The organism is Streptosporangium sp. NPDC000509, from assembly GCF_042898365.1.
In the GTDB taxonomy this organism is placed as follows: Bacteria; Actinomycetota; Actinomycetes; order Streptosporangiales; family Streptosporangiaceae; genus Streptosporangium.
In genome coordinates, this window is record NZ_JBIAYX010000007.1 from 66,815 (window position 1) to 87,007 (window position 20,193).

The window sequence follows — 20,193 nt, forward strand, 5'->3', positions numbered from 1 at the left end:
TTGGTGTTGCTCGACCGCTCAGCGCGCGGTCTCTCCTCCGTCGACGGTCAGCACGGCTCCGGTGAGAAACGTGCTGTGGGGGTCGCACAGTGGTCCCATCGCGGCGACGACGTCGTCGACCGTCCCGAACCGGCGCGCGGGCACGGCCCTCGTCACACGGGCGCTCTGTTCGGGGTCCGCGCGGATGCTCGCGTTGAGGTCTGTCGCGATGAACCCGGGGGCGATGGCGTTGACCTGGACTCCGTGGCGCGCCCACTCGACCGCCATGCTACGGGTGAACGAGACGACGGCCGCCTTCGACGCGCAGTAGGCGGCGTGCCCGCTCACCCCTTTGAAGGCGTAGTTCGAGGCGACGTTCACGACCCTGCCGGAGCCCTGGGCGGTGAGGAGGACCCCCGCGGCGCGTGTCACCCGCACCGTGCCGAGGACGTTCGTTTTCCACACCGCGTCCCACGGCTCGTCACCGGCGTCCAGGAGAGAGCCCGAGGCGAGCACCCCCGCGCAGTTGACCAGGAGATCCAGTCCGCCGAGGCCGTCCACCGCCTCCGTGACGAAGCGCTCAATGGAGTCGTGATCGGAGACGTCGACGATGTGTGGGTGGGCGGTGCCCCCCTGGGCGGCGATCTCGTCGGCCACCGCGCTCAGCGCCGCGGAGTCGCGGCCGCCGATCGCGACCGTCGCGCCGGCCGCGGCCAGCGCTCGCGCGATCGCCCGGCCTATCCCCCTGCTGGCACCCGTGACGACGGCTCTTCGTCCGGCCAGATCCGGGAAACCCGACATGCTGTTGCTCCTCATCGCGCGGGGGCGTCTTTGCCGCCCTCTCTCGGGAACGAGTCGACCACGTCCGCGAAGCGGTGCCGAGTAAGCATAATGTCGAACATTCATCACATAGGCAAGTAGCATCCGTTAGGAGCTACGACATACTGCCGCCCTGGGAAGCCAGTAGACTTCTGCTTCGGCGGTTGACTGATGTAGGACACTTGTCAACCCCCCGGAAACGAGAGGCCCACATTGGAGACCTTTGGTGAGCCCCGTGCTCTCGGGCAGGCGGTCGTGCGCCCGCGCCAGCAGGTGGAGGACCGCATCCGTCGGGCGATCCTCGACGGCGAGCTCAAGCGCGGCGAGCGTCTCCCCTCCGAGACCGAGCTCGCACGTCAGTTCGAGGTGAGCAGGACGACGGTGCGCGAGGCGCTGCGCTCGCTGTCGACACAGAACTTCATCGAGAAGGTCCCCGGGGCGGGAGGCGGCAGCTTCGTCCGGGCCGTGGACCACGAGGCACTCAGCGAGATGCTCTCGGAGTCCATGAAGAACCTGCTCAGCCTCGGCAGCATCGGGGCCGACGAGGTGCAGTCGGTGCGCGAATACCTTGAGGTCCCCGCGGTCCGGCTCGCCGCCGGCCACCGCAGCGCGGAGGACCTCGCCCAGATGCACAGGATCATCGAGCGCCAGAAGTCGGTCCGCGTGACGGACCCGTCCGTACCCCAGCTCGACGTCGACTTCCATTCCGCGGTCGCCCGCGCGTCCGGCAACCGGGTGCTGGGCTCCTTCGTCCAGGCCCTGCACGAGCAGACGATGCCCGTACGGTTCCTCGACCTCTCCGAGCAGGTCGGCGCCGAGACCGTGCTCCAGCACCTGCAGATCGTGAAGGCGATCGAGGCGGGCGACGAGGACGCGGCCCAGAACGCCATGGTGACGCACCTTCGCTACCTGCAGGCTCACCGCGTGGCCGCGGCGGAGCACGACTGACCCGGCGCCTCCGGCTCCGGCCCGTACGAGCGCCTCTCACCCCCGTGCGCCCCTGACGTCGGGCCCGCACGGGGCGTCTCTCCGATCGCGCGACCCTGGCTCCGGGCCCGTACGGGGCGTCTCCTTGACCGGGCGCCCCTGACTCCGGCCCGCCCGGAGCATCTCCGACCCGCCGCCTCCGATCCCTGGTCCCGTACGGCGATTCGGCACACCCCGGCTCCGGCCCGCGCGGCCGAAAACGCGTTGATTTCTCCCCCCTTGCCGCATTCCGAACTGTCCGACAATAATCGGTTAGTCCTTAAATAGCCGATGCAGGGAGTACGCGATGGGTTTCGAGGGGCAGGTAGTGGTCGTGACCGGTGCGGCGGGAGGTCTGGGACGCTCGATCGCGGGCGAGTTCCTCGAAGCCGGCGCGAGTGTGGTGCTCACGGATCGGGACGTCGGCCGCCTGGAAGAGGTCGCCCTGCGGCTCGGCCTGCCCGACCGCGTCATGGCCCACGCCGGGGATCTGACCGACGAGCAGGACGTCGTCGGTCTCGCGGAGGCGACGGCCGGCAGGTTCGGGACCTGCCACGTGCTGGTGAACAACGCCGGCATTCTGGGCACTCCCGGGCCGTTGGCGTCGCTCTCCACGGCGGCGTGGAACGAGACGATCGCGGTGAATCTGACGGCCGCGATGCTCTGCACTCGCGAGCTGGGCCGCCTCATGATCGACAACGGCCGCGGCGCCGTCGTGAACATCGCCTCGGTGGGCGCCCACTCGCCGAACACCTCCCCCACCTACGGCGTCTCCAAGGCGGGCCTGGTCGCACTGACGCGACACACCGCCGTGGAGTGGGGCCCGCTGGGAGTGCGGGCGAACGCGGTGAGCCCCGGGTTCGTGCGCACGGAGATGTCGGCGGCCCACTACGCCGACCCCGATCTGCTCGCGTTGCGCACCCAGCTCACCCCGGTGCGCCGCATCGGCGGCGCGTCCGACATCGCGAGCGTGGTCGCCTACCTGGCGAGCGACGCCGCCGCGTTCGTCAACGGCCAGGAACTGGTGGTCGACGGGGGGTTCCTGTCCGCCCCACTGATGCACGTGCAGCGTCACGCGGATCAGTACGGCGGCCATTCGGCCCCCCAGCCCGCGCTCTTCGCGGATCGCCTGCGCTCCACGGAGACTCGGCGATAGCGCGACATCACCATCATGTCATGATCGAACGTTACGAATCCATCACATCTCGTAACGAACATCAACCAGAAACCGTGCGATAAAGTCCCATGACCTGGGGCTTTCACACAGAGCCTCCGACCGGACACCCAGAGCGCCCCCCGGATCGACGACCAGGCAGGGCAAGGCGCCACCGCACACCCCCACGCAGCGCGGCCACCCCTCGGGCGGGGGGCGGGAGATCGCGATTCACCGCCGGAAAACCCGGCCGGCCCCCTCACCGCAGCCGAAGCGAGCCGGTGAGCACGACAAATAAGACTGTTGCCTTCATCACGGCCCACCGGTATCGTCCGTCCATCAGGTCGAATGTCGAACATTAGGAATCCGGTATGACACAAGACGCTGTCGCCGCCACCAACAAGGGCGCCCCCCAAGCCAGCAAGAACTCCATCCGCAAAGTCACCACCGCCTCCATGGTCGGCACCGTGATCGAGTGGTTCGACTTCAATCTTTTCGGCGCCATGGCCGCGCTGGTTCTCGGGCCGCTCTTCTTCCCCTCGGACAACCCGCTCACCAGCACGCTGCTCTCCCTGGCGACGTTCGGCGTCGCGTTCGTCGCGCGGCCCTTCGGCGGCATCGTGTTCGGCCACTTCGGCGACAAGTACGGCCGCAAGAAGATGCTGGTCCTCGCGCTGCTCATGATGGGTATCGGCACGTTCGCCATCGGCCTGCTCCCCACCTACGCCTCGATCGGGATCGCGGCCCCGATCCTCCTCGTCACGCTCCGCCTGATCCAGGGTCTGGCGCTGGGCGGCGAGTACGGCGGTGCGGTGCTGATGGTGGTCGAGCACGAAGGGGCGGCCAAGCGTCGCGGCTTCTTCGGAGCCTGGATGGGCAGCGCCTCACCGATCGGATACATCCTCGCCGCGGGACTGATCGCCCTCACCTCGGCGTTCATGCCGGAGGACGCCTTCAACTCGTGGGGCTGGCGTATCCCGTTCCTGCTGAGCGCCATCATGGTCATCGTCGGCCTGTACATCCGCCTGTCCCTGGAGGAGTCGCAGGCGTTCAAGGAGGTCGTCGAGCAGTCGAAGACCACGGAGGTCGTCAAGATCCCCCTCATGGAGATGTTCAAGCGCTACCCGCGCAGCGTCCTCTCCTCCATCGGCGCCTCGCTCGGCATCCACGCCGGCTACTACCTGTCCATCATCTTCGCCCTGTCGTACGCCCGTAACGAGGTGGGCTTCAGTGCGACGGCCGGCCTGGTGATGGTCCTGATCGCGTCCGTCTTCTACTTCAGCGCGATCATGGTTTCCGGCCACATCTCGGACAAGGTCGGCCGCAAGCCTCCGATGCTCATCGGCGTCATCGGCTTCGCCGTCTGGGTGTTCGCGCTGTTCCCCCTCATCGCCACCGGCAACCCCCTGTTCGCGGGCATCGGCTTCTCGGTCGGCCTGATCTTCCTCGGGTTGCTCTACGGCCCGATGAGCACCTGGCTCGCCGAACTGTTCGGAACGCAGGTCCGCTACACCGGCATCTCGTTCGGCTACACCATCGCGGCCGTCATCGGTGGAGGCATCACGCCGGCGCTCGCCGTCGCGCTGATGGACAGCTACGAGAGCACGATCCCGATCTCGTTGTTCGCCGCGGGCATCTCGATCATCGCGTTCCTCACGATCCTGTTCACGCGTCGTGGGCTGTCCCACGAGGAGGAGGACCTGAGCAATGTCTGAGATCGGCACCGCGAAGCCGGGAGTGTTCCTGGTGCGCGCCGAGGTTCGTGACGACCTGCGTGACGACTTCGACCACTGGTACGAGACCGACCACCTCCCACTGGTGATCAGGACGCTCGGGGCCAGGTCGGGGCGACGCTGCTGGAGCGTGACCAGTCCCGGGGTCCACTTCGCCGAGTACGAGTTCGACGACCTCGACGCCCTGGTACGGATGGTCGGGTCCCCGACGCTCCAGCCGCTGCTCGACGACTTCGACGCCCGATGGCCGGAAGGGGTCGTGCGCACGCGGGAGATCCTCGAACCGGCGGGCGCGAAGCGGTGAATCACCCCGGATGAACGCCTCCGGCTGCCCGTCAGCCGAAAAGGCGGACCGAATCAAAGGCCCGGGGCGGCGAAGACCGCCCCGGGCCTCCGCTTTCCCGCACCCAGCCGCCCCGCTCCACCGCCTCACGCAGGGGCCGCACGCCTCCCTCGGCCACCGCCGCGCCATAACCCCCGGCCAGGCGGCGTTCCCGTCGCAGGCGTGCGTTCTCTCCACAGGCGGCGTTCTCTCCCCGGACGACGTTCTCTCCGCGGACGGCGACGCGAGCGACGGGCCCGGCTCCCCCCGAAGCCACGGGTCACCCCTCGGCCTGGACACCCGGCCGGACGTACGCGGCGAAGAACCGCAGGACGGCATCCGCGATCTCGCCGGGCTTCTTCTCCGGCGCGAAGTGGTCGAGCGTACCGAACGTCGCGGTCTCGGAGCGCGGAATCGTCTCGGCCAACCGGGCGAGGGCGACGCTCTGCCGAGCGGTGTCACGCCCCTTGCCTCGCATAATCAGAGCGGTCGCGGAGATCTCACGATAGTCGGCCAACCGGCCGTCGAGCCGCCCCACCTCGGTGTGCTCGTTGATCGCCTGGGGCATGAGCGCGAGTTTCTGCCGCTTCTCCGCGCGGGGAATCGCGTACCGCAGGATGATCCGGAAAAGCCGGCGTGGAAGGTGTCCGGTCTGATCGGGGTTGGCCCCGTGAGCGAAGGTGACGAACGCCTCGAAGTTCGCGCCTTTGGAGATCTCATCGCGTGCTCGCTCGATCCAGTCGACCGGGACCGACCCGTCGACCGACACCCCGGGCTCGTAGACGGCGACCGCGTCGAACGCCGAGGTCTCACACGCGGCTCGCAGGGCCACCAGTCCGCCGAAGCTGTGCCCGAAGATCAGCCGCGCACCGGTTCGTGCGCGTACCGCCTCGACGTCCTCGCACTCCCGCGCGATGCCGTACCGATCGCCCTGCGGGCCGCTGCCGCCACGGCCACGCCGCTGCACGATGTGCACGGTGTGCCGGGCCGCCAGGAGTCCGGCGAAGGCGGCGAGGTCGGACGCCACCGCGAGCGCTCCGGGGACCACGATGACATCGGGCCCGCACCCCACACTGAGGTATTCGACGGGCGTGCCGTCCGCCGATGTCACCGACCGAGTGTCCAGACCAGACATGGTGTTCTCCGTTTCTCTCGTCGCCCGGACCCACCCCCGAGCGGTGCTTACAATGTACGCAGCGACGAAGAAGCCCCACCACCCAGCACCGCTGCGAGCTAGTGCACTTCGCATGTCATCGCAGAACAGCGGGGTAGTACAGGGATCCGTCGGCTCACGACCGCACTAGTGCACTGGAGAGTCATGACAGACCGACCGCTCTATCTGCGCATCGCCGACGAGATCGCCGGCGACATCCGGAGCGGGCGACTGCCGGAAGGCCGGCCGGTGCCGTCCACCCGGCAGATCGTCCGGGACCGTGGGGTCGCGATGGCCACCGCCACCAAGGTCCTCGGCGCCCTGCGCGAGGCGGGCCTGGTCGAGGCGGTCCCGGGCCGCGGGACCGTCGTCCGGCGGCGAGACGAGCCTGCGACCGGGAGGACCGGCCCGTCCACCGGCGAGCGGACACGGCGCCCCGGGCTGACCCAGCGCGAGATCGTCGAGGCCGCCGTACGGATCGCCGACACCGACGGGCTGCCGCTCGTCACGATGCGACGGGTGGCCGTCGCCCTGGACGTCTCCACGATGGCGCTCTACCGCCACGTCCCGAACAGGAACGACCTGACGCTGCGAATGGCCGACAGCGTGTTCGCCGGCGCCAGGCTGCCCGAGATCCCGATGACGGCCTGGCGACGACGCCTCGAAGCGGCCGCGCACCTGTTCTGGACCGTCTTCGGCCGTCACCCGTGGGCCGCCGAGGTGTTCTCGCTGAGCCGCCCGCAACTCATGCCCAACGTGCTGCCGATCGCCGAGTGGTCGCTCAGCACACTGCGCGCGATGGGGTTCGGCGCGCACGACATGCTGTGCACGCACATCAACCTGTTCGGGCACGTACGCGGCATGGCGCTCGTCCGTCTCGCGGAGGCGCAGGCGGAAGAGGACACCGGGATGTCGGCGGACGACTGGATGAACTTCCAGGACGGCCCGCGCCGGTGGGCCTCCACCGGCAATCCCGGACTCGGCTACGCCGCGCGGGAACCGTTCGACTTCGACCTGGACGCGGTCTTCGAGTACGGGCTGCAACGCCTGCTCGACGGCATCGACGCCCGCCGCCGCGAGCTCGGGCGGGCGACCTGACGCGCGGTCCGGGACGGTGGAGAACGTTCGGTGATGAAACGCGGGTGAAGCGCCGGGATGTTCAGTGATGCAGCGCGGGTGAAGCGCTGGGATGACAGGCACAGCCGGCCACCCGTGCCGCGGCCGGGACGGCCTCCCGAGCGGCCGTGATCACATCGTCCAGCATGCGCTGCCGCTGTGCGCGATCGATCAACCGGCCTCGAACGAACACCGCGCCGATGCGCGTCGTGTTGCGGATGTCGCGCAGCGGGTCGGCGTCCAGCAGCACCAGGTCCGCCACCTTTCCGCGCTCGACGGTCCCGTGGTCACGCAGCCCGAGCTGCCTCGCCGGTTCCAGGGTCGCCGCCCGCAGGATGCTCATGCCGCTGAGCCCTGCCTGGGACAGCAGCTCCAGCTCGTCGTGCAGGCCGAAGCCGGGCATCACATACGAGGTGCCGGTATCGGTGCCCGCCAGCAGCGGCACCCCGGCGCGATCGAGTTCGGCGACCAGCCGCAGCCGGCGTTCGAAAAGCTCCCTGCGTGACGCGGCCTGCTCCGCAGGACGGTCTTTCAGATACACCTCCCGCATGGTCATCTCCCACAACTGCCGTATCTGAGCGGGGAAATAGCGGTGACGTGGGTCATCGGTGCGCACACTCGACGGTGTGTCGACGACCCGGTGGTTGGTCAGCGTCGGCGTCAACCGGGTCTGGTTGCGCGCCAGGCGGTCGAAGACGCGGGCGACCATCCGCCTCCACCGCGCCGTACCGCACCCGACCGGCGGGCGAAGGCCCTGGACGCCGACGGTGACAAGAACGCCACAGCCTTGGATGCCGCGCGACTGGAAGCGTGCTCACCGGATGGGACGCTTCCGGTACGTGACCCGCTTGTCCCCCTCGCCGGGGAACGCCATGATCAGCAGACGCTGGCCGTTCTCGTGCACACCCTTCCAATCGAACCAGTCGTAGTGCACGCGGATCCGGTAGTGCCCCGCACGGCCGTTGAGCGACAGGTCGGGAAACTCGGTGCCGCTCAGCCGGAAGGAGCACACGAATCGCTGATCCCGGGTGAGGTCGGGTTCCTCGGGCTCGCCCGTCCACGTCTCGCGTGGCCCGCAGTCCTCGGCTGCGGTGACCAGGCCACGGGCCTGGTCCGCGGCGGGTACGAAACCGAGCGCGACCAGTGTGGCGAGCACGGCCGGCAGCACGCGACGGCGTACACGCGGGGCGGGCGCGGCCGGGTACAGAAGCACCAGGAGCAGGGCGGAGCCGAGCAAGGCCACGCTGTACCACAGCGGTGAGATGCCGAAGAAGATCTCACCGTCCTTCCCCGGGGTGAACATCTCCTCCGGGTAGATCTGTGCGCCTTCGTAGAAGAAGTCGCCGGACTCCCCTGACCTCGGCGTCGCCGTGAGCGCGCTGACGAGGCCCACGGCCGCGGCGACGGTCAACGCCCGCGTCGTGAATCGCACGAGAGGGCGGGTCCTGCGCAGGACGGCGACCAGGATCAGCAGCGCCGCGCCGCCGACACCGACGGAGACGTCCAGGGCGAGCCATGTCAGAGCATGCCCGTTGCCTCCGTACCTGCGGACGAACTCCTCGATCGCGCCCCTGGGGCCGATCCAGTGGTACATGCCGTACGCGAGGTTGACGGCGGCGGGGATCAGCGGGAGCGCGACCGCCGCGGCGGCCAGCGGCCACCACCTGGCCGCCGACCGCGCAGGCGCCTGCCGGGGAACCGACCCCGGAAGAGGGTTCGCCAACTCATGAGCGGTCCTGGCGTTCCACACCAGCCCGAAGACGCCGGCGGCGCCGAGGAGCGTATAGACCGTGAGGATGTCGAGGGACCCGTTGTCGCCGAAGGAGACGACCCCGTTGGGCTGGAGGATGAACGCCATCTGCGCGATGACGCCTATCCGGACGGTCGCCGCGCTCCATCGGGGATCCCTGGCCTGGGCGATCAGAATCGACACGAACCATGCCAGCCAGACATATCCGTACCCTCTGGCAAGGGCGAGGATCTGCGCGACGGAGCTCATATCGAAGACGCCCGCGATCTCCTGGCCGATGCCGCTCACGCAGGCGATGCTCCCGACGACGAGTGAGAACAGCCGAAGCCCGCGGGAGACGATGTCACGGAGCACCAGGAAGAACAGCCAGACGACGGCCAACTGCACGAAACCGGAGACGATCCCCGTCACCGACCAGAGCCAGTAAATCTCCAGTGCGAAGACCAGCGGGGTACTGACGATGCCGAGCAGGCCACAGCCGACGCCGAGGTACAGGGCGAGTCGCAGCAGGCCGACCTTCCTGCCCCGGTGTGTCAGCTCGCCGCGGGCGCGCCCGCGCAGCACTTGCCACAGAGCCCACGCCTGGAGCGCCCCGATGAGGATCAGGACGAGCGCCAGCCCCCACGAGACGGTGAACGTGTCTCTGTCGGGGCCGAAGAACCAGCCCATGTCGGACTCTCGGGTGACGACTCTCCAAAGGAGATCACCGCGGTCGGTGGTGAGCGCGAAGGCGCCCAGTACGGCGACCGAGACGAGGTAACCCAGCGCGATCAGGGCGGCGATTCTGCCGAAACGGTAGCGACGCATGGCCATCTCTTGGGGACGGGGCGGTCAAAGCGCCCAACCATAGCGAGTCACCAGGAAATTGACCAAGGCATCGCGAATTTCGATGCTTTTTCGATCGCCTTCCGGATATCGCGCAACAGGCGGGAGTAGTGAGCCGTTTTGTCGTCGGCGGAAAGAGAGAAGCCGTCCAGGAAAGGGTTGTCGATGACGGGCACGCCTTGTCCGCGCATTCTCTGTCGCGCGGGTCGCGGCCAGCCCCGTACGGCCAGGCCGTGTTCTTCGGCCGACGCGACCGTCAGGTCGAGAATGTCGTCTCGCCCCCTCGGCCAGGCAGTGGAAGTCCAGATGCGTCGGCGTGATCTTCGCGCTGTACAGTTCCGCTTCATGCGTACCCCCCATATCGCCCTGTCGGCCGGAGTTCTGGTCGGCCTGTTGCTTACCGGCACCGCCCACGCCGACGCCGGTATCGGCGCACCGGTTCCCACCGGCACCAAGGCATTGACCCATAATCCCCTGTATCGCAGCGGCAAACTGACGCTGCCCTGTGCGCGGCACCCCGAAGACTCCGGCAGTGTCGCCGCCGCGAAAAAACACCTGACGGCGATACTGGGCTGCTTGAACGCCTCATGGTCCAAGCAGTTGAAGAAGACAGGCATGCCGTTCAAGAAACCGACGATTCAGTTCATGACCAAGCCCGGCCGCGCATGCGGATCGGCATGGGGCAGGTACCACACCGGCCGCTACTGCACCAGCCAACAGCGGCTGGTCATCATGATCAGCGACTATGCCGTCAAAGCACCGGCCGACCCGGTGATGCTGCATCTGATGGCACACGAGTACGCCCACCACGTGCAGAACCTCACCGGCATGTGGAACGCCTACAAATACATGCCGGCCCGCACCAAGGCGCAGGCACTGACGCAGAGCCGCCGCCTGGAGCTGCAGGCCGACTGCCTGGGAGCGGCGTTCATGGCCGGTGTCTGGTCATCGCAGAACTACCGGGACGAGGACTGGAAGGAGGTCGTGGACCACTACCGGATCAGCGGCGACGAGGAGGTCAACAAGGAACGCAGTCACGGCACAGGCAAGAACCGGGCCGCCTGGCTGCAGCGGGGCTTCACCGGCGCTTCCCCAGCCGCGTGCAACACCTGGACCGCACCGGCGTCCCACGTCGCCTGACCCGCGGGAGAACACGCTCTTCCCGGCGCATGCCCGGCGGTGGGCGGCTCAGCTTGAACTGGTCCGACCGAAGACGATGCAGAACGGGTGACCGACGGGATCGGTGAAGGCCCGAAAGCCCGACTCGTGTTCACTCGGGACACGGGTGGCGCCCAGGGCGAGTAATTCCCGCTCGGCCTGATCGGGGTCGGTCACCCGGATGTCGAGGTGCATCTGCTGGGGATGCGCGGGGTCGGGCCAGCGCGGTGGAATCCACGGGACGGCCCGCTGGAAGGCCACCTGCCGAAGACCCGGTTCCGCGCCGATGACCACCCAGCCGCCGATGTCCTCGTTGATCCTCATCCCCAGCACCCGGCAGTAGAACTCCGCGAGAGCGCGCGGATCGGGGCAGTCGATCACGGTCTTTTCGAGGCGTCCGATCATACCGACAGCATGCCGGCGTGCCGGTGACGACCGCTCCCCCTCATCGGCATGAGCGGGTGTCGGACCCGCGTGCCGAACAGCGCACGCCACGGCGTCGGCGACCGCGCATGTAAATAAACTTTGACATGATGTCGGCGGCGTTTTACATTGAGCGGTGTCGGCTTTGTTTTACATGGGGAGCGGGCATGGCTTTCGAGGAAAAGCGCGCCGGGTGATGACCGTGGTCTCCGCCGACGCGTACGCGATCCACGTGGCGACCTCCCGGGCCGGCGACAGCCCGACCCCGGCGTCGCCCACGCGGGAACTTCAGGGGCCCCGCTGGAAACGGCGTTCCGCGTCACCCGGTGTTCCAGGTCGGCCCCGATGACGTCCTCCAGTTCCCCGGCACCGAAGGAGACCCCTCATGAGAGCGATCGTCCAGGACGAGTACGGCCCGCCGCACACACTGAGTCTCGGCGAGGTCCCGACCCCGACGCCCGGCGCCGACGACGTGCTGATCCGGGTGCACGCGGCCGGCGTCGACTACGGCGTGTGGCACATCATGACCGGGTTGCCGCTCATCGCCCGCCTCGGCCTCGGCCTGCGCCGGCCCCGCAGCCGCGTGCCGGGCATGGACGTGGCCGGCGTCGTGGAGTCCGTCGGCGCGAACGTGACCGCGTTTCGCCCCGGCGACGAGGTGTACGGCGAGGCGACCGGCGCGTACGCGCAGTTCGCGCTCGCCCGCCCGGCCAAGCTCGCCCGCAAACCCGCCAACCTGAGCTTCACCGAAGCGGCGGCCGTACCCACCTCGGGGGTGACCGCGTTGCGGGCCCTCGGCCAGGTCACCGTCGGCGAGAAGGTGCTGGTCATCGGCGCGGGCGGCGGAGTGGGCAGCTTCGCGACGCAACTCGCGACCGCCGCCGGCGCCCACGTCACCGCCGTGTGCAGCACGGCCAAGGCCGACCTCGTCCGGTCGCTGGGCGCCCGGGCCGTCATCGACTACACGCGCGAGCCGCTCACCGGAACGTACGACCTGATCATCGACATCGCGGGCAACCGGCCGCTGCCCCTGCTGCGCGGGCTGCTCACCGAACGCGGCCGGCTCGTCGTCGTCGGCGGCGAGGGCGGCGGCCGGTGGTTCGGCGGGCTCGGCCGGATGCTGGCCGTCCGGCTGATCACACCGTTCACGCGCCAACGCCTGGACGCGCTGATCGCGCTGACCCGCACCGCCGACCTGGACACGCTGCGCGACCTCATCGAGGCCGGAGCCGTGCGACCGGCCGTCGGGCGCACGTACCCCCTCGCGGAGACCTCCACCGCGGTGAGCGACCTGGCGGCGGGCAACGCGCCGGGAAAGCTCGTCATCACGGTCGATTGACCCTACGACGCGTCTTGGGAAGCCGGCCGAGGGGTTGAGTCCCACCACTCGGATCCGTGTCGGCCGCGTCGGGGAAGTCAGTCCAGCGCGGCCGCCTTGCGCAGCAACACCGAACGTTCGCACTGATTGGCGCACAGACGGACGGCCAACTCCAGCTCGGCGCGCGCCTCCGGTCGTCGGCCGAGGCGGGTCAGCAGTTCCCCGCGTACGGTCGGGACCAGATGCGAACCGGGCAGCCGGTTCGAGGCGATCAGCTCGTCCACGATGGCCAGGGCCTGCGTCGGTCCCGAGGCCATGGCCACGGCAACGGCCCGGTTGAGCTCGACCACCGGCGAGGGCGCGACCCGGCCGAGCGCCTCGTAGAGCAGCACGATCCGGTCCCAGTCGGTCGCCTCGACCGAGGGCGCCGACGCGTGGACGGCGGCGATCGCGGCCTGCAGACCATAGGGACCGAGGCCGCGGGACGATGCCTTGGCCAGCGCGGCGAGCCCCCGTCGGATCGCCGAGAGGTCCCACAGCCGCCGGTCCTGGTCCCCGAGCAGGACCGGCGTGCCGTCCGGGCCGGTCCGGGCCGGGAAGCGTGCGGCCGTCAGCTCGCACAACGCGAGCAGGCCGTGCACCTCCGGCTCCTCGGGTTGTAGCGCGGCCAGCGTGCGGGCCAGCCGGATCGCCTCGTGCGCGATGTCGGGGCGCAGCAGCCGGTCACCCGATGTGGCCGTCGACCCCTCGGTGAAGATCACGTAGAGGACGCTGAGCACGCCGCCCAGCCGTTCCCTGCGCTTGTCGGCCGGTGGTAACTCGAACGGCACCCGGGCCGCCGCGATCGCCTTCTTGCCCCGGGTGATGCGGGCCTGCACGGTCGGTACGGGCACCAGGAACGCGCGAGCGATCTCTTCGCTGGACAGGCCACCGACCACGCGCAGGGTCAGCGCCACCCGGGCCTCGCGGGAGAGCACCGGGTGGCAGCCGATGAACATCAGCGCCAGAACATCGTCACCGATCTTGTTGGGATCGACCTCTTGGTCGACCGCAGGGGCCACCGCCAACAGGGCGTATCGGTCCTGGAGGGCGGTCCGGCGGCGGATCGCGTCGATCGCCCGCCGCCGGGCCGTGGCCATCAGCCAGCCGGCCGGATTGGCCGGAGAGGCACGCGACCACGACACCAGCGCCTCAGCGACCGCCTCCTGGGCCGCGTCCTCGGCCAACCCGAAATCGCCGGTGATCCGGGTCAACGCGGCGACGATCCGGGCCGACTCGATCCGCCAGACGGCCTCGACGTCGGCCGTACCCATCAGATCCGGCCGTTGTTCTCGCTGCCCGGCGGGACCTCGTCGGCCTCGGCCACCCGGCGGACCTCGATCTTGGACCCGCGGACCGCCGGGACCCGCTTGGCCCACTCGACCGCCTCCTGTTTCGTGGCGACATCGAGCAGGAAGTAGCCGCCGAACAGTTCCCTGGTCTCGCCGTACGGCCCGTCCGTGACCACCGGAGCCTCGCCGCTGAAGTCGACCACGACACCCTGCCCCGGATCGTCCAGCCCTTCCGCCGCGACGAGGACCTCGGCCTTCATCATGTCCTCGATGAACCGGCGGGTTGTGGCCATCATCTCGTCGAGGTCGGCCATCATGGCCGCGCTCGTCTCATCGGTGCCTCGCATGATCAGCAGGTATTTCGACATCGCGTTCTCCTGGTCCGGCGGGACCGCCTCTCGGCCCTCGCACCACACGTCGAACGAGCGGCCCGCCAATCGACACCGTCCCGGAGAAATCTTTCGCCGCGACGCGGACGATCCTGTCAGACCGGCCATCGAGCCCGGAATGGGTGACCGACGGGATCAGCGGAGACTCGACGTTCACCCGGGACGTGGGCGGCCTCCGGAGGAGGCGATTCCTGCTCGGCCTGATCGGATCAGTCACCCGAATATGGATATGCGAGGTTGGGCCGGCGTGGCGGAATCCACGGGACGGCCCGCTGAAAGGCCGACCATCGGAGACCGGGTTCCGCCCGCGACCAGGGCCTGCCTGCCGTTCCAGTCCTCGCAGAAGAACCCGATCCGAGGGGATCCTCCCAGGGCTTCGGCGAGCTGGAGAAGTGGGCCGAGGCAGTCGGGGTAACCGCCTTCGATCCACACCTCGTCGCACAGGTCGGACAGCGACACCCGGCGAAGCCCTGCCAGCCGATGGTCGGCGGGCAGGGCGACCTGGAACTCCTCGTCCAGCATCTGATTCCTCGACCTCGATGCCGGTGGCCCCGCTGACCCGGCTCCACGCCGGGATTCCGCCTGCTCTCCGGTGGTGAGCGGTCTGTGGCCGAGGTCGTGGGCGTGTACGGGACTGTACGGATAGTTCAGGCACCCCTTTTCGACGACCCGTACGGCTCGTGAGTGTGAGCTCACCGCCGTCGGCACAGGGTCTGGCGGCACCACGGAAAGGAACCCGATGTCCAAGCTCTTCGGGACCCGGAGGATCACGCCCACCCTGACGGCCCTCGCCGTCGCGCTCGCCCTGACAGGGACGGCCGGCGCCGTCGCCAGTTCCCAGGGCGGCACCGAGACCAGCGTCCAGTTCTTCACCGGGGAGAGCACCCCGTGGACCGTCCAGACGGTCGCCACATGGTCGAACGTCCCGACCGCCGTGACGAGCGTCACGGTGCCCGCGGGCACCACCCGGTTCGTTGACGCCCGCTTCACCGCCGAGTCCATCTGCGTCGGCGATCCTGCCGGCTGGTGCTCGGTGCGGATCGTGGCCGTCAACTCCACGGGGACGACGGTGGAGCTCAACCCTGTCACGAGCACCGACTACAGGTTCGACACACCCGGCGGAGCCGAGGAGGCGCACTCCCTGGAGCGGTTCTCCCCGCCACTGGGTCCCGGCACCTACACCGTGCGGGCGCAGGCGCTGCGGATGACCGGCATCAGCCAGTTCACCCTGGACGACCTCTCCTTCGCCGTGGGCCTGGTCAACCCCTGACCTTGCCCCGCCGTCGGGTCGGAGGACCGCCGGAGGCGGCGCCCGGCCCGACGGCTCCGTGGTGGGGTCGGCGTCCCGCGCCCGGCGGCTCCACGCGGGGCTTGACGGCTCCGTGCTCGGCCTCGTACCCGGCTCCGCCCATGGCCAGGCGATCCCGCGCGAGGTCCGGAGCAGGCGTGTGGCCCGGCCGAGGGTCAGCGGCACGGTGGCCGGTGGTCGAGGTCCGGTAGGTACCGCCTCCACTCCGCCTCGGCGATGGGCGCGCCGGCGAGCGAGCAGACCCACCGGGAGACCCTGCCGGTGTCGGTGTCCCAGAGGCGGGCTGTGGTGTCGTTGCCGCCGGTGGCGAGGGTGTGTCCGTCAGAGCCGAACGCGACGGCCGACACGCCGTCGGTGTGGGCGGTCAGCGTCGCGGTCCAGGCGGCCTGCCGAGGTCGTGTGGTGTCCCACAGCCGCACGGTGTGGTCGGTGCTCGCGGTGGCGAGGGTCCGCCCGTCAGGAGCGAACGCGACCGCGTTGACACGGCTGGTGTGACCGTTCAGCGTGGCCAGGGCGGCGGGGCGGCGTGGGTCGCGCAGGTCCCACAGGCGGATGGTGTGGTCGTCGCCGGCGGTGGCGAGGGTCCTCCCATCCGGGCCGAACGCGACCGCGTTGACGCTGTTGGAATGGGCTCCGATCGTCGCGAGCGGGGTCGGCCGTCGCGGGTCACGCATGTCCCACAGGCGGGTGGTGCGGTCGTCGCCGCCGGTGGCGAGGACCTGCCCGTCAGGGCCGAACGCAGCCGCGTTGACCACGTCGGTGTGCCCGCGCAGGGTGGCGGCGCGCCGTGGCCGACGGACGTCGGTGACGTCCCACACCCCGACGTCCGAGTCCTCACCGACGGTGGCGAGGGTCGCGCCGTCCGGGCTGAACGCGAGGCCGTACAGATCGCCGGCCTTCAGGTTCAGGGCGGACAGCAACGCCGGCCGGCCGGGCCGGGTCACGTCCCACAGGCGCAGGGTGTCGTCGAGACCGACGGTGGCCAGCACGGACGCCCCCGGCTGGAACGCCACCCCGGTCACCCCGTCGGTGTGGCCGGTCAGGGTCGCAGAAAGCCGGGGGCGGTGCGGGTCCGCGACGTCCCACAGGTAGGCGGTGAGGTGGCTGCCGGTGGCCAGAAGGCGCCGGTCGGGTGTGAACGCCACCGCGTTGACCTGGCCGTAGTGTCCGGTCAGGATCGGCTGCCGCAGGTTCCACAGCCGTACGCTGGTGTCCGCCCCGCCGCTGACGACGGTGCCCCCACGCGGGTCGACGGCCACCGTGTAGACGACGCCCGCGTGACCCGCCAGCGTCACCGGCGCGCTGGCCCGCCGCGGGTCGCGGACGTCCCAGATCCGCACGCTCAGGTCGTAGCCGCCGCTGACGAGGGTGTGCCCTTCGCGGTCGAAAGCCAGCGCGACAACGCCGCCGCCGTGCCCGGTCAGCGTGGACAGCGGGCGTGCCGCTCCCGGGTCGCGCAGGTCCCACAGTCGGATGGTGTTGTCGAAACCGCCGGTGGCCAGCACCCGGCCGTCGGGACCGAACACCGCGGAGAGCACCCGGTCGGTGTGTCCGCGCAGGTCGGGCAGGCGCCGTGGGCGGGCGGGGTCGGCGACGTCCCACAACCGGACCGGGGTGTCGAAGCCCGTGGCGGCGAGGATCCGGCCGTTCGGGCTGAACGCCACGTCGGACGCGCCTTTCCGAAAACCCCGCAGGACGGCGGCCGGTACGGGTCTGCGGGGGTCGGAGACGTCCCACAGCCGGACGGTACGGTCGTAGCTCGCCGTGGCGAGGACCCGCCCGTCCCCGCTGAACGCCGCGCCGATCACCCCCTCGGTGTGGCCGGTGAGCGTCGCCAGCGTCGCCGGACGCCGAGGGTCGGAGACGTCCCACAGCCGGGCGGTACGGTCATCGCCGGCGGTCGCCAGGAGGCTCCCGTCCGGGCCGAACACCGCCGAGGTGACGCCGGCGCCGTGGCCGGTGAGCGTGGCCAGGGGTGTAGGGCGCCGCACGTCGTCGGTCCGCCACAGCCGGATCGTCCGGTCGATGCCGGCGGTGGCCAGGAGGCTCCCGTCCGGACTGAACCGGGCGGCGTAGACCGCGCTGGTGTGCGCGGTCAGCCGGGTGGCGTACGGGGCGGCGTAGGTGCTCAGCAACGCGCCGCGCGACTCCGGGATGGGCGCCAGACGGTACGCGGCCAGACTCAGCTGCGCCGAGAGCGCCGGGTCGGCCGGGCGCAGCGCGGTGGCCTCGTTGGCGACCTTCCCGGCCAGGGCGGTGTCGCGCTGCGTCCGCAGGGTCTGCTCGCTGCGGACCGCGACGACGACGGCGGCGGTCGTGAGCAGCAACAGCACGGTCAGGACCGCGACGAGCCGCCGCAGGCGGCGGGCACGACGCTGGGTGGCTCGCTGCTCGGCGAGCTCACGCGCGGCGGAGGCCTCCAGGAACTCGCGGGCCACCGGGCCGGGGGCGGCGTGCGGACCGACGGTCCGCGCCCACTCCCGTGCCACCGCGAGCCGGACGCCTCGGTAGAGCGCGCCCGCGTCGCGGTGCTCGCGATCCCAGGCCACGGCCGCCTCGTTGAGTCGGCGTCCGGTGAGCAGGCCGGCCCGGTCGACCTCCAGCCAGCCGCGCAGCAGCGGCCACGCGGTGAGCAGCGCCTCATGGCTGATACCGACCGTCTTGGCGTCGCGGGTGAGCAGCCGCTGCTCGACGAAGCGCCCGATGACGTCGGTCGACTGCCCGGCCGGGTCGCCGCACTCGGCGAGCAGGTCGGGGGGGGGGGCCCCCCCCCCCGGGGGCCCCCCCCCCCCCGGGGCCGCGGCCGCCCCGGGGGGGCGGCGCGGGGGGGGGGGGGGGCCCCCCCCCCCGCCGGGGGGGGTGTCCGGCGCCGGGGGGGGGGGGGGGGGGCGCCCCCGCGGGCCCCCCCCCCCCCCGCTTCGGGGGGCGCCGCCGCCGGGGGGGGCCCCCCGGGGGGGGGGGGGGGGGGGGGGGCCCCCCCCGGGGGGGGGCCCCCCCCCGCCCCGGGGGAGACGTGCACCAGGCTGAGGAACAGTCGCCGGGCTCGATGGCGCCCAGCCTCGTCGAGGGCGTCGTAGACCGCGTCGGCGCTGGTCGCCACCGCGCGGTCGATTCCTCCGACGGCACGGTAGTCGGCGATCGTCAACCGCCGGTCCCGGCTGTGCTGCCAGGTGGCGTACAGCGCGTGAGACAGCAGCGGAAGCGCGCCTGCCGCGTGCTCGGGGGCGTCTCCGTCGTCTCCGCCTCGCGGGACGACCTCCCCGATCAACAGCTCGACCAGGCCTTCCTCGACCTCGACCCCCGCCTTGCGTGCGGGCTCGACGATCGCGCGGCGCAGCTCGGTCGCGCTCATCGGCCCCACGGTGAGCTGGTCGGCCCGCACCGCCGCGACCAGTTCGGGGTAACGCAGCGCCGGGGCGTAGAAGTCCGCGCGCAGCCCGATGACGACGCGCGCCGCACTCTGTCCGGCCACCGCGCACAGCGCGGTCACGAACGCGCGCCGCTCCGCGTCGTCGGCGCACGCGGTGAACAGCTCCTCGAACTGGTCCACGACGAGTAGCAGGCGGGACCGCTCCCCTGCTGTGGCGTACTCGGCGGCACGCGCGGGATCGGCGCGCAACCGGGCGGCCACGTCATCCGTGGGCAGGCCGGCCGCGGCGGCCAGCCAACCGGCGAGCTCGTCACACGGGCGCGCGCCCGGGGTGAACAGCGCCACCGACCAGTCAGGACCGAGAAGCCCGTCGTGACGCACCGCGTGGACCAGTCCGGCGCGTAGCAGTGACGACTTGCCCGATCCGGAGACCCCGACGACGACCTGTACGCCCACGGCGCCCTCGATGTCCCCGTCCCGGGCGGCCAGGCGATCGACCAATTCGCGGGTGAGCGCCTCACGCCCGAAGAACCACTCCGCGTGCTCGGCCTCGAAACCGGCCAGGCCCCGGTACGGCTCCGGGTCCCGCGGCCGGCGGCCGGGTGTGCGCCTCACCCGCTGCCAGGCCGACAGCCACCGCGCGACCAGCCCCGGATCGTCGACCCCACAGACCGCCAGGACCCGTATCAGCAGTTCGCGCGACGAGGTGGAGGGCAGTCCCCGTCCGGCGAACCAGTCACCGATCGTGCTGTGGTTGCGGAAGGTGTCGGATCCGGCCGCGACCTGGCGAACCGTCAGCCCGGCGCGCAGCCGCAACAGTGTCAGCTCGCGAGCGAAATCATCGCGTACCCTGATCCGTTCCGGATTCGGCGTCTCCTCTTCCGGCGAATGTGGCACGGGCACGGTGGCGTCCTTTCTCGGTCTCACCCAGATGCCCCGACGACATGTCACACGGAAACGCGCCCTCAATGTAAACACCGCTCGATGTTCACGCAATCGCCTTGGACGCGATCGGACGCCCCGGACCGATGAGCTGTTCGAGCCGAAGGAAAGCGGCCATGGCGAATCGACACCGGGCC

18 protein-coding genes and 1 pseudogene are annotated in these 20,193 nt (G+C 70.5%); 8 read left to right on the top strand and 11 right to left on the bottom strand.

From position 1 onward, the window contains the following. Window positions 1-18: 18 nt before the first annotated feature. A complete protein-coding gene (locus ACFY3D_RS14575; RefSeq protein ID WP_389979342.1) occupies window positions 19-780 on the bottom strand; it encodes an SDR family NAD(P)-dependent oxidoreductase in 762 nt (253 codons plus the stop codon). Between the two features lie 231 nt (window positions 781-1,011). Between ACFY3D_RS14575 and ACFY3D_RS14580 the strand changes: the two genes are divergently transcribed. From ACFY3D_RS14580 to ACFY3D_RS14595, 4 genes are all read left to right on the top strand, one after another. Beyond that, entirely contained in the window at window positions 1,012-1,746 is a 735-nt protein-coding gene (locus ACFY3D_RS14580) for a FadR/GntR family transcriptional regulator (protein ID WP_389979345.1), read from the top strand. A gap of 325 nt (window positions 1,747-2,071) precedes the next feature. After that, window positions 2,072-2,920: an SDR family NAD(P)-dependent oxidoreductase gene (locus tag ACFY3D_RS14585; RefSeq protein WP_389979348.1), complete on the top strand. Its 849-nt coding sequence runs from the start codon at window positions 2,072-2,074 to the stop codon at window positions 2,918-2,920. 368 nt (window positions 2,921-3,288) lie between these two features. After that, window positions 3,289-4,632 carry an MFS transporter gene (locus ACFY3D_RS14590; RefSeq protein ID WP_389979351.1) on the top strand — a complete coding sequence of 448 codons (1,344 nt, stop codon included), beginning with the start codon at window positions 3,289-3,291 and terminating at the stop codon, window positions 4,630-4,632. Beyond that, on the top strand, window positions 4,625-4,954 hold the full coding sequence (locus ACFY3D_RS14595) for a hypothetical protein (protein WP_389779076.1): 330 nt from the start codon (window positions 4,625-4,627) through the stop codon (window positions 4,952-4,954). The genes ACFY3D_RS14590 and ACFY3D_RS14595 overlap by 8 nt, the downstream gene beginning before the upstream one ends. A gap of 298 nt (window positions 4,955-5,252) precedes the next feature. On the opposite strand, the gene ACFY3D_RS14600 is transcribed toward ACFY3D_RS14595, so the two are convergent. After that, on the bottom strand, window positions 5,253-6,083 hold the full coding sequence (locus ACFY3D_RS14600) for an alpha/beta fold hydrolase (protein WP_389779072.1): 831 nt from the start codon (window positions 6,081-6,083) through the stop codon (window positions 5,253-5,255). Between the two features lie 207 nt (window positions 6,084-6,290). On the opposite strand from ACFY3D_RS14600, the gene ACFY3D_RS14605 reads away from it, so the two are divergent. Next, window positions 6,291-7,223, top strand: coding sequence for a TetR/AcrR family transcriptional regulator C-terminal domain-containing protein (locus tag ACFY3D_RS14605; RefSeq protein ID WP_389979354.1), 933 nt, complete (start codon window positions 6,291-6,293; stop codon window positions 7,221-7,223). A 61-nt stretch (window positions 7,224-7,284) separates the two neighbouring features. Here the strand turns inward: ACFY3D_RS14605 and ACFY3D_RS14610 are convergent, their stop codons facing one another. From ACFY3D_RS14610 to ACFY3D_RS14620, 3 genes are all read right to left on the bottom strand, one after another. Continuing rightward, window positions 7,285-7,950 carry an amidohydrolase family protein gene (locus ACFY3D_RS14610; protein WP_389979357.1) on the bottom strand — a complete coding sequence of 222 codons (666 nt, stop codon included), beginning with the start codon at window positions 7,948-7,950 and terminating at the stop codon, window positions 7,285-7,287. A gap of 105 nt (window positions 7,951-8,055) precedes the next feature. Continuing rightward, window positions 8,056-9,798 (bottom strand): hypothetical protein, encoded by a 1,743-nt coding sequence (locus ACFY3D_RS14615; protein WP_389979360.1) that lies wholly within the window; start codon window positions 9,796-9,798, stop codon window positions 8,056-8,058. Window positions 9,799-9,845: 47 nt separating this feature from the next. Next, window positions 9,846-9,992 (bottom strand): hypothetical protein, encoded by a 147-nt coding sequence (locus ACFY3D_RS14620; RefSeq protein WP_389979362.1) that lies wholly within the window; start codon window positions 9,990-9,992, stop codon window positions 9,846-9,848. A gap of 169 nt (window positions 9,993-10,161) precedes the next feature. Here ACFY3D_RS14620 and ACFY3D_RS14625 point away from each other — a divergent pair, with 169 nt between their 5' ends. After that, complete coding sequence (locus ACFY3D_RS14625) at window positions 10,162-10,956, top strand: neutral zinc metallopeptidase (protein WP_389979365.1); 795 nt, start codon at window positions 10,162-10,164, stop codon at window positions 10,954-10,956. Between the two features lie 48 nt (window positions 10,957-11,004). Here ACFY3D_RS14625 and ACFY3D_RS14630 read toward each other — a convergent pair whose 3' ends face one another. Then, window positions 11,005-11,379: a VOC family protein gene (locus tag ACFY3D_RS14630; protein ID WP_389979367.1), complete on the bottom strand. Its 375-nt coding sequence runs from the start codon at window positions 11,377-11,379 to the stop codon at window positions 11,005-11,007. Between the two features lie 403 nt (window positions 11,380-11,782). On the opposite strand from ACFY3D_RS14630, the gene ACFY3D_RS14635 reads away from it, so the two are divergent. Continuing rightward, on the top strand, window positions 11,783-12,736 hold the full coding sequence (locus tag ACFY3D_RS14635) for an NAD(P)-dependent alcohol dehydrogenase (protein WP_389979370.1): 954 nt from the start codon (window positions 11,783-11,785) through the stop codon (window positions 12,734-12,736). 77 nt (window positions 12,737-12,813) lie between these two features. Here ACFY3D_RS14635 and ACFY3D_RS14640 read toward each other — a convergent pair whose 3' ends face one another. From ACFY3D_RS14640 to ACFY3D_RS14650, 3 genes are all read right to left on the bottom strand, one after another. Further along, window positions 12,814-14,028, bottom strand: coding sequence for an RNA polymerase sigma factor (locus ACFY3D_RS14640; RefSeq protein WP_389979373.1), 1,215 nt, complete (start codon window positions 14,026-14,028; stop codon window positions 12,814-12,816). Next, the gene (locus ACFY3D_RS14645) at window positions 14,028-14,414 is read right to left on the bottom strand and encodes a YciI family protein (RefSeq protein ID WP_389979376.1); all 387 of its coding nucleotides are present in this window, start codon (window positions 14,412-14,414) and stop codon (window positions 14,028-14,030) included. The genes ACFY3D_RS14640 and ACFY3D_RS14645 overlap by 1 nt, the downstream gene beginning before the upstream one ends. A gap of 234 nt (window positions 14,415-14,648) precedes the next feature. Further along, entirely contained in the window at window positions 14,649-14,957 is a 309-nt protein-coding gene (locus ACFY3D_RS14650) for a LysR substrate-binding domain-containing protein (protein WP_389979379.1), read from the bottom strand. Between the two features lie 217 nt (window positions 14,958-15,174). Here ACFY3D_RS14650 and ACFY3D_RS14655 point away from each other — a divergent pair, with 217 nt between their 5' ends. Continuing rightward, a complete protein-coding gene (locus ACFY3D_RS14655) occupies window positions 15,175-15,705 on the top strand; it encodes a hypothetical protein (protein ID WP_389979382.1) in 531 nt (176 codons plus the stop codon). 194 nt (window positions 15,706-15,899) lie between these two features. Here the strand turns inward: ACFY3D_RS14655 and ACFY3D_RS14660 are convergent, their stop codons facing one another. Together ACFY3D_RS14660 and ACFY3D_RS14665 are read right to left on the bottom strand one after the other, a co-directional pair. Continuing rightward, window positions 15,900-18,914: a hypothetical protein gene (locus ACFY3D_RS14660; protein ID WP_389980037.1), complete on the bottom strand. Its 3,015-nt coding sequence runs from the start codon at window positions 18,912-18,914 to the stop codon at window positions 15,900-15,902. After that, window positions 18,812-20,092, bottom strand: a pseudogene (locus tag ACFY3D_RS14665) (helix-turn-helix domain-containing protein); the annotation flags it as partial. The gene ACFY3D_RS14660 and the pseudogene ACFY3D_RS14665, both read right to left, overlap by 103 nt. Window positions 20,093-20,193: the final 101 nt, after the last annotated feature.

Coding starts and splice junctions, on each gene's coding strand:
- ACFY3D_RS14575 (WP_389979342.1), bottom strand. CDS start 780: ATGTCGGGTTTCCCGGATCTGGCCGGACGAAGAGCCGTCGTCACGGGT.
- ACFY3D_RS14585 (WP_389979348.1), top strand. CDS start 2,072: ATGGGTTTCGAGGGGCAGGTAGTGGTCGTGACCGGTGCGGCGGGAGGT.
- ACFY3D_RS14590 (WP_389979351.1), top strand. CDS start 3,289: ATGACACAAGACGCTGTCGCCGCCACCAACAAGGGCGCCCCCCAAGCC.
- ACFY3D_RS14595 (WP_389779076.1), top strand. CDS start 4,625: ATGTCTGAGATCGGCACCGCGAAGCCGGGAGTGTTCCTGGTGCGCGCC.
- ACFY3D_RS14605 (WP_389979354.1), top strand. CDS start 6,291: ATGACAGACCGACCGCTCTATCTGCGCATCGCCGACGAGATCGCCGGC.
- ACFY3D_RS14610 (WP_389979357.1), bottom strand. CDS start 7,950: ATGGTCGCCCGCGTCTTCGACCGCCTGGCGCGCAACCAGACCCGGTTG.
- ACFY3D_RS14615 (WP_389979360.1), bottom strand. CDS start 9,798: ATGCGTCGCTACCGTTTCGGCAGAATCGCCGCCCTGATCGCGCTGGGT.
- ACFY3D_RS14625 (WP_389979365.1), top strand. CDS start 10,162: ATGCGTACCCCCCATATCGCCCTGTCGGCCGGAGTTCTGGTCGGCCTG.
- ACFY3D_RS14630 (WP_389979367.1), bottom strand. CDS start 11,379: ATGATCGGACGCCTCGAAAAGACCGTGATCGACTGCCCCGATCCGCGC.
- ACFY3D_RS14635 (WP_389979370.1), top strand. CDS start 11,783: ATGAGAGCGATCGTCCAGGACGAGTACGGCCCGCCGCACACACTGAGT.
- ACFY3D_RS14640 (WP_389979373.1), bottom strand. CDS start 14,028: ATGGGTACGGCCGACGTCGAGGCCGTCTGGCGGATCGAGTCGGCCCGG.
- ACFY3D_RS14645 (WP_389979376.1), bottom strand. CDS start 14,414: ATGTCGAAATACCTGCTGATCATGCGAGGCACCGATGAGACGAGCGCG.
- ACFY3D_RS14650 (WP_389979379.1), bottom strand. CDS start 14,957: ATGCTGGACGAGGAGTTCCAGGTCGCCCTGCCCGCCGACCATCGGCTG.
- ACFY3D_RS14655 (WP_389979382.1), top strand. CDS start 15,175: ATGTCCAAGCTCTTCGGGACCCGGAGGATCACGCCCACCCTGACGGCC.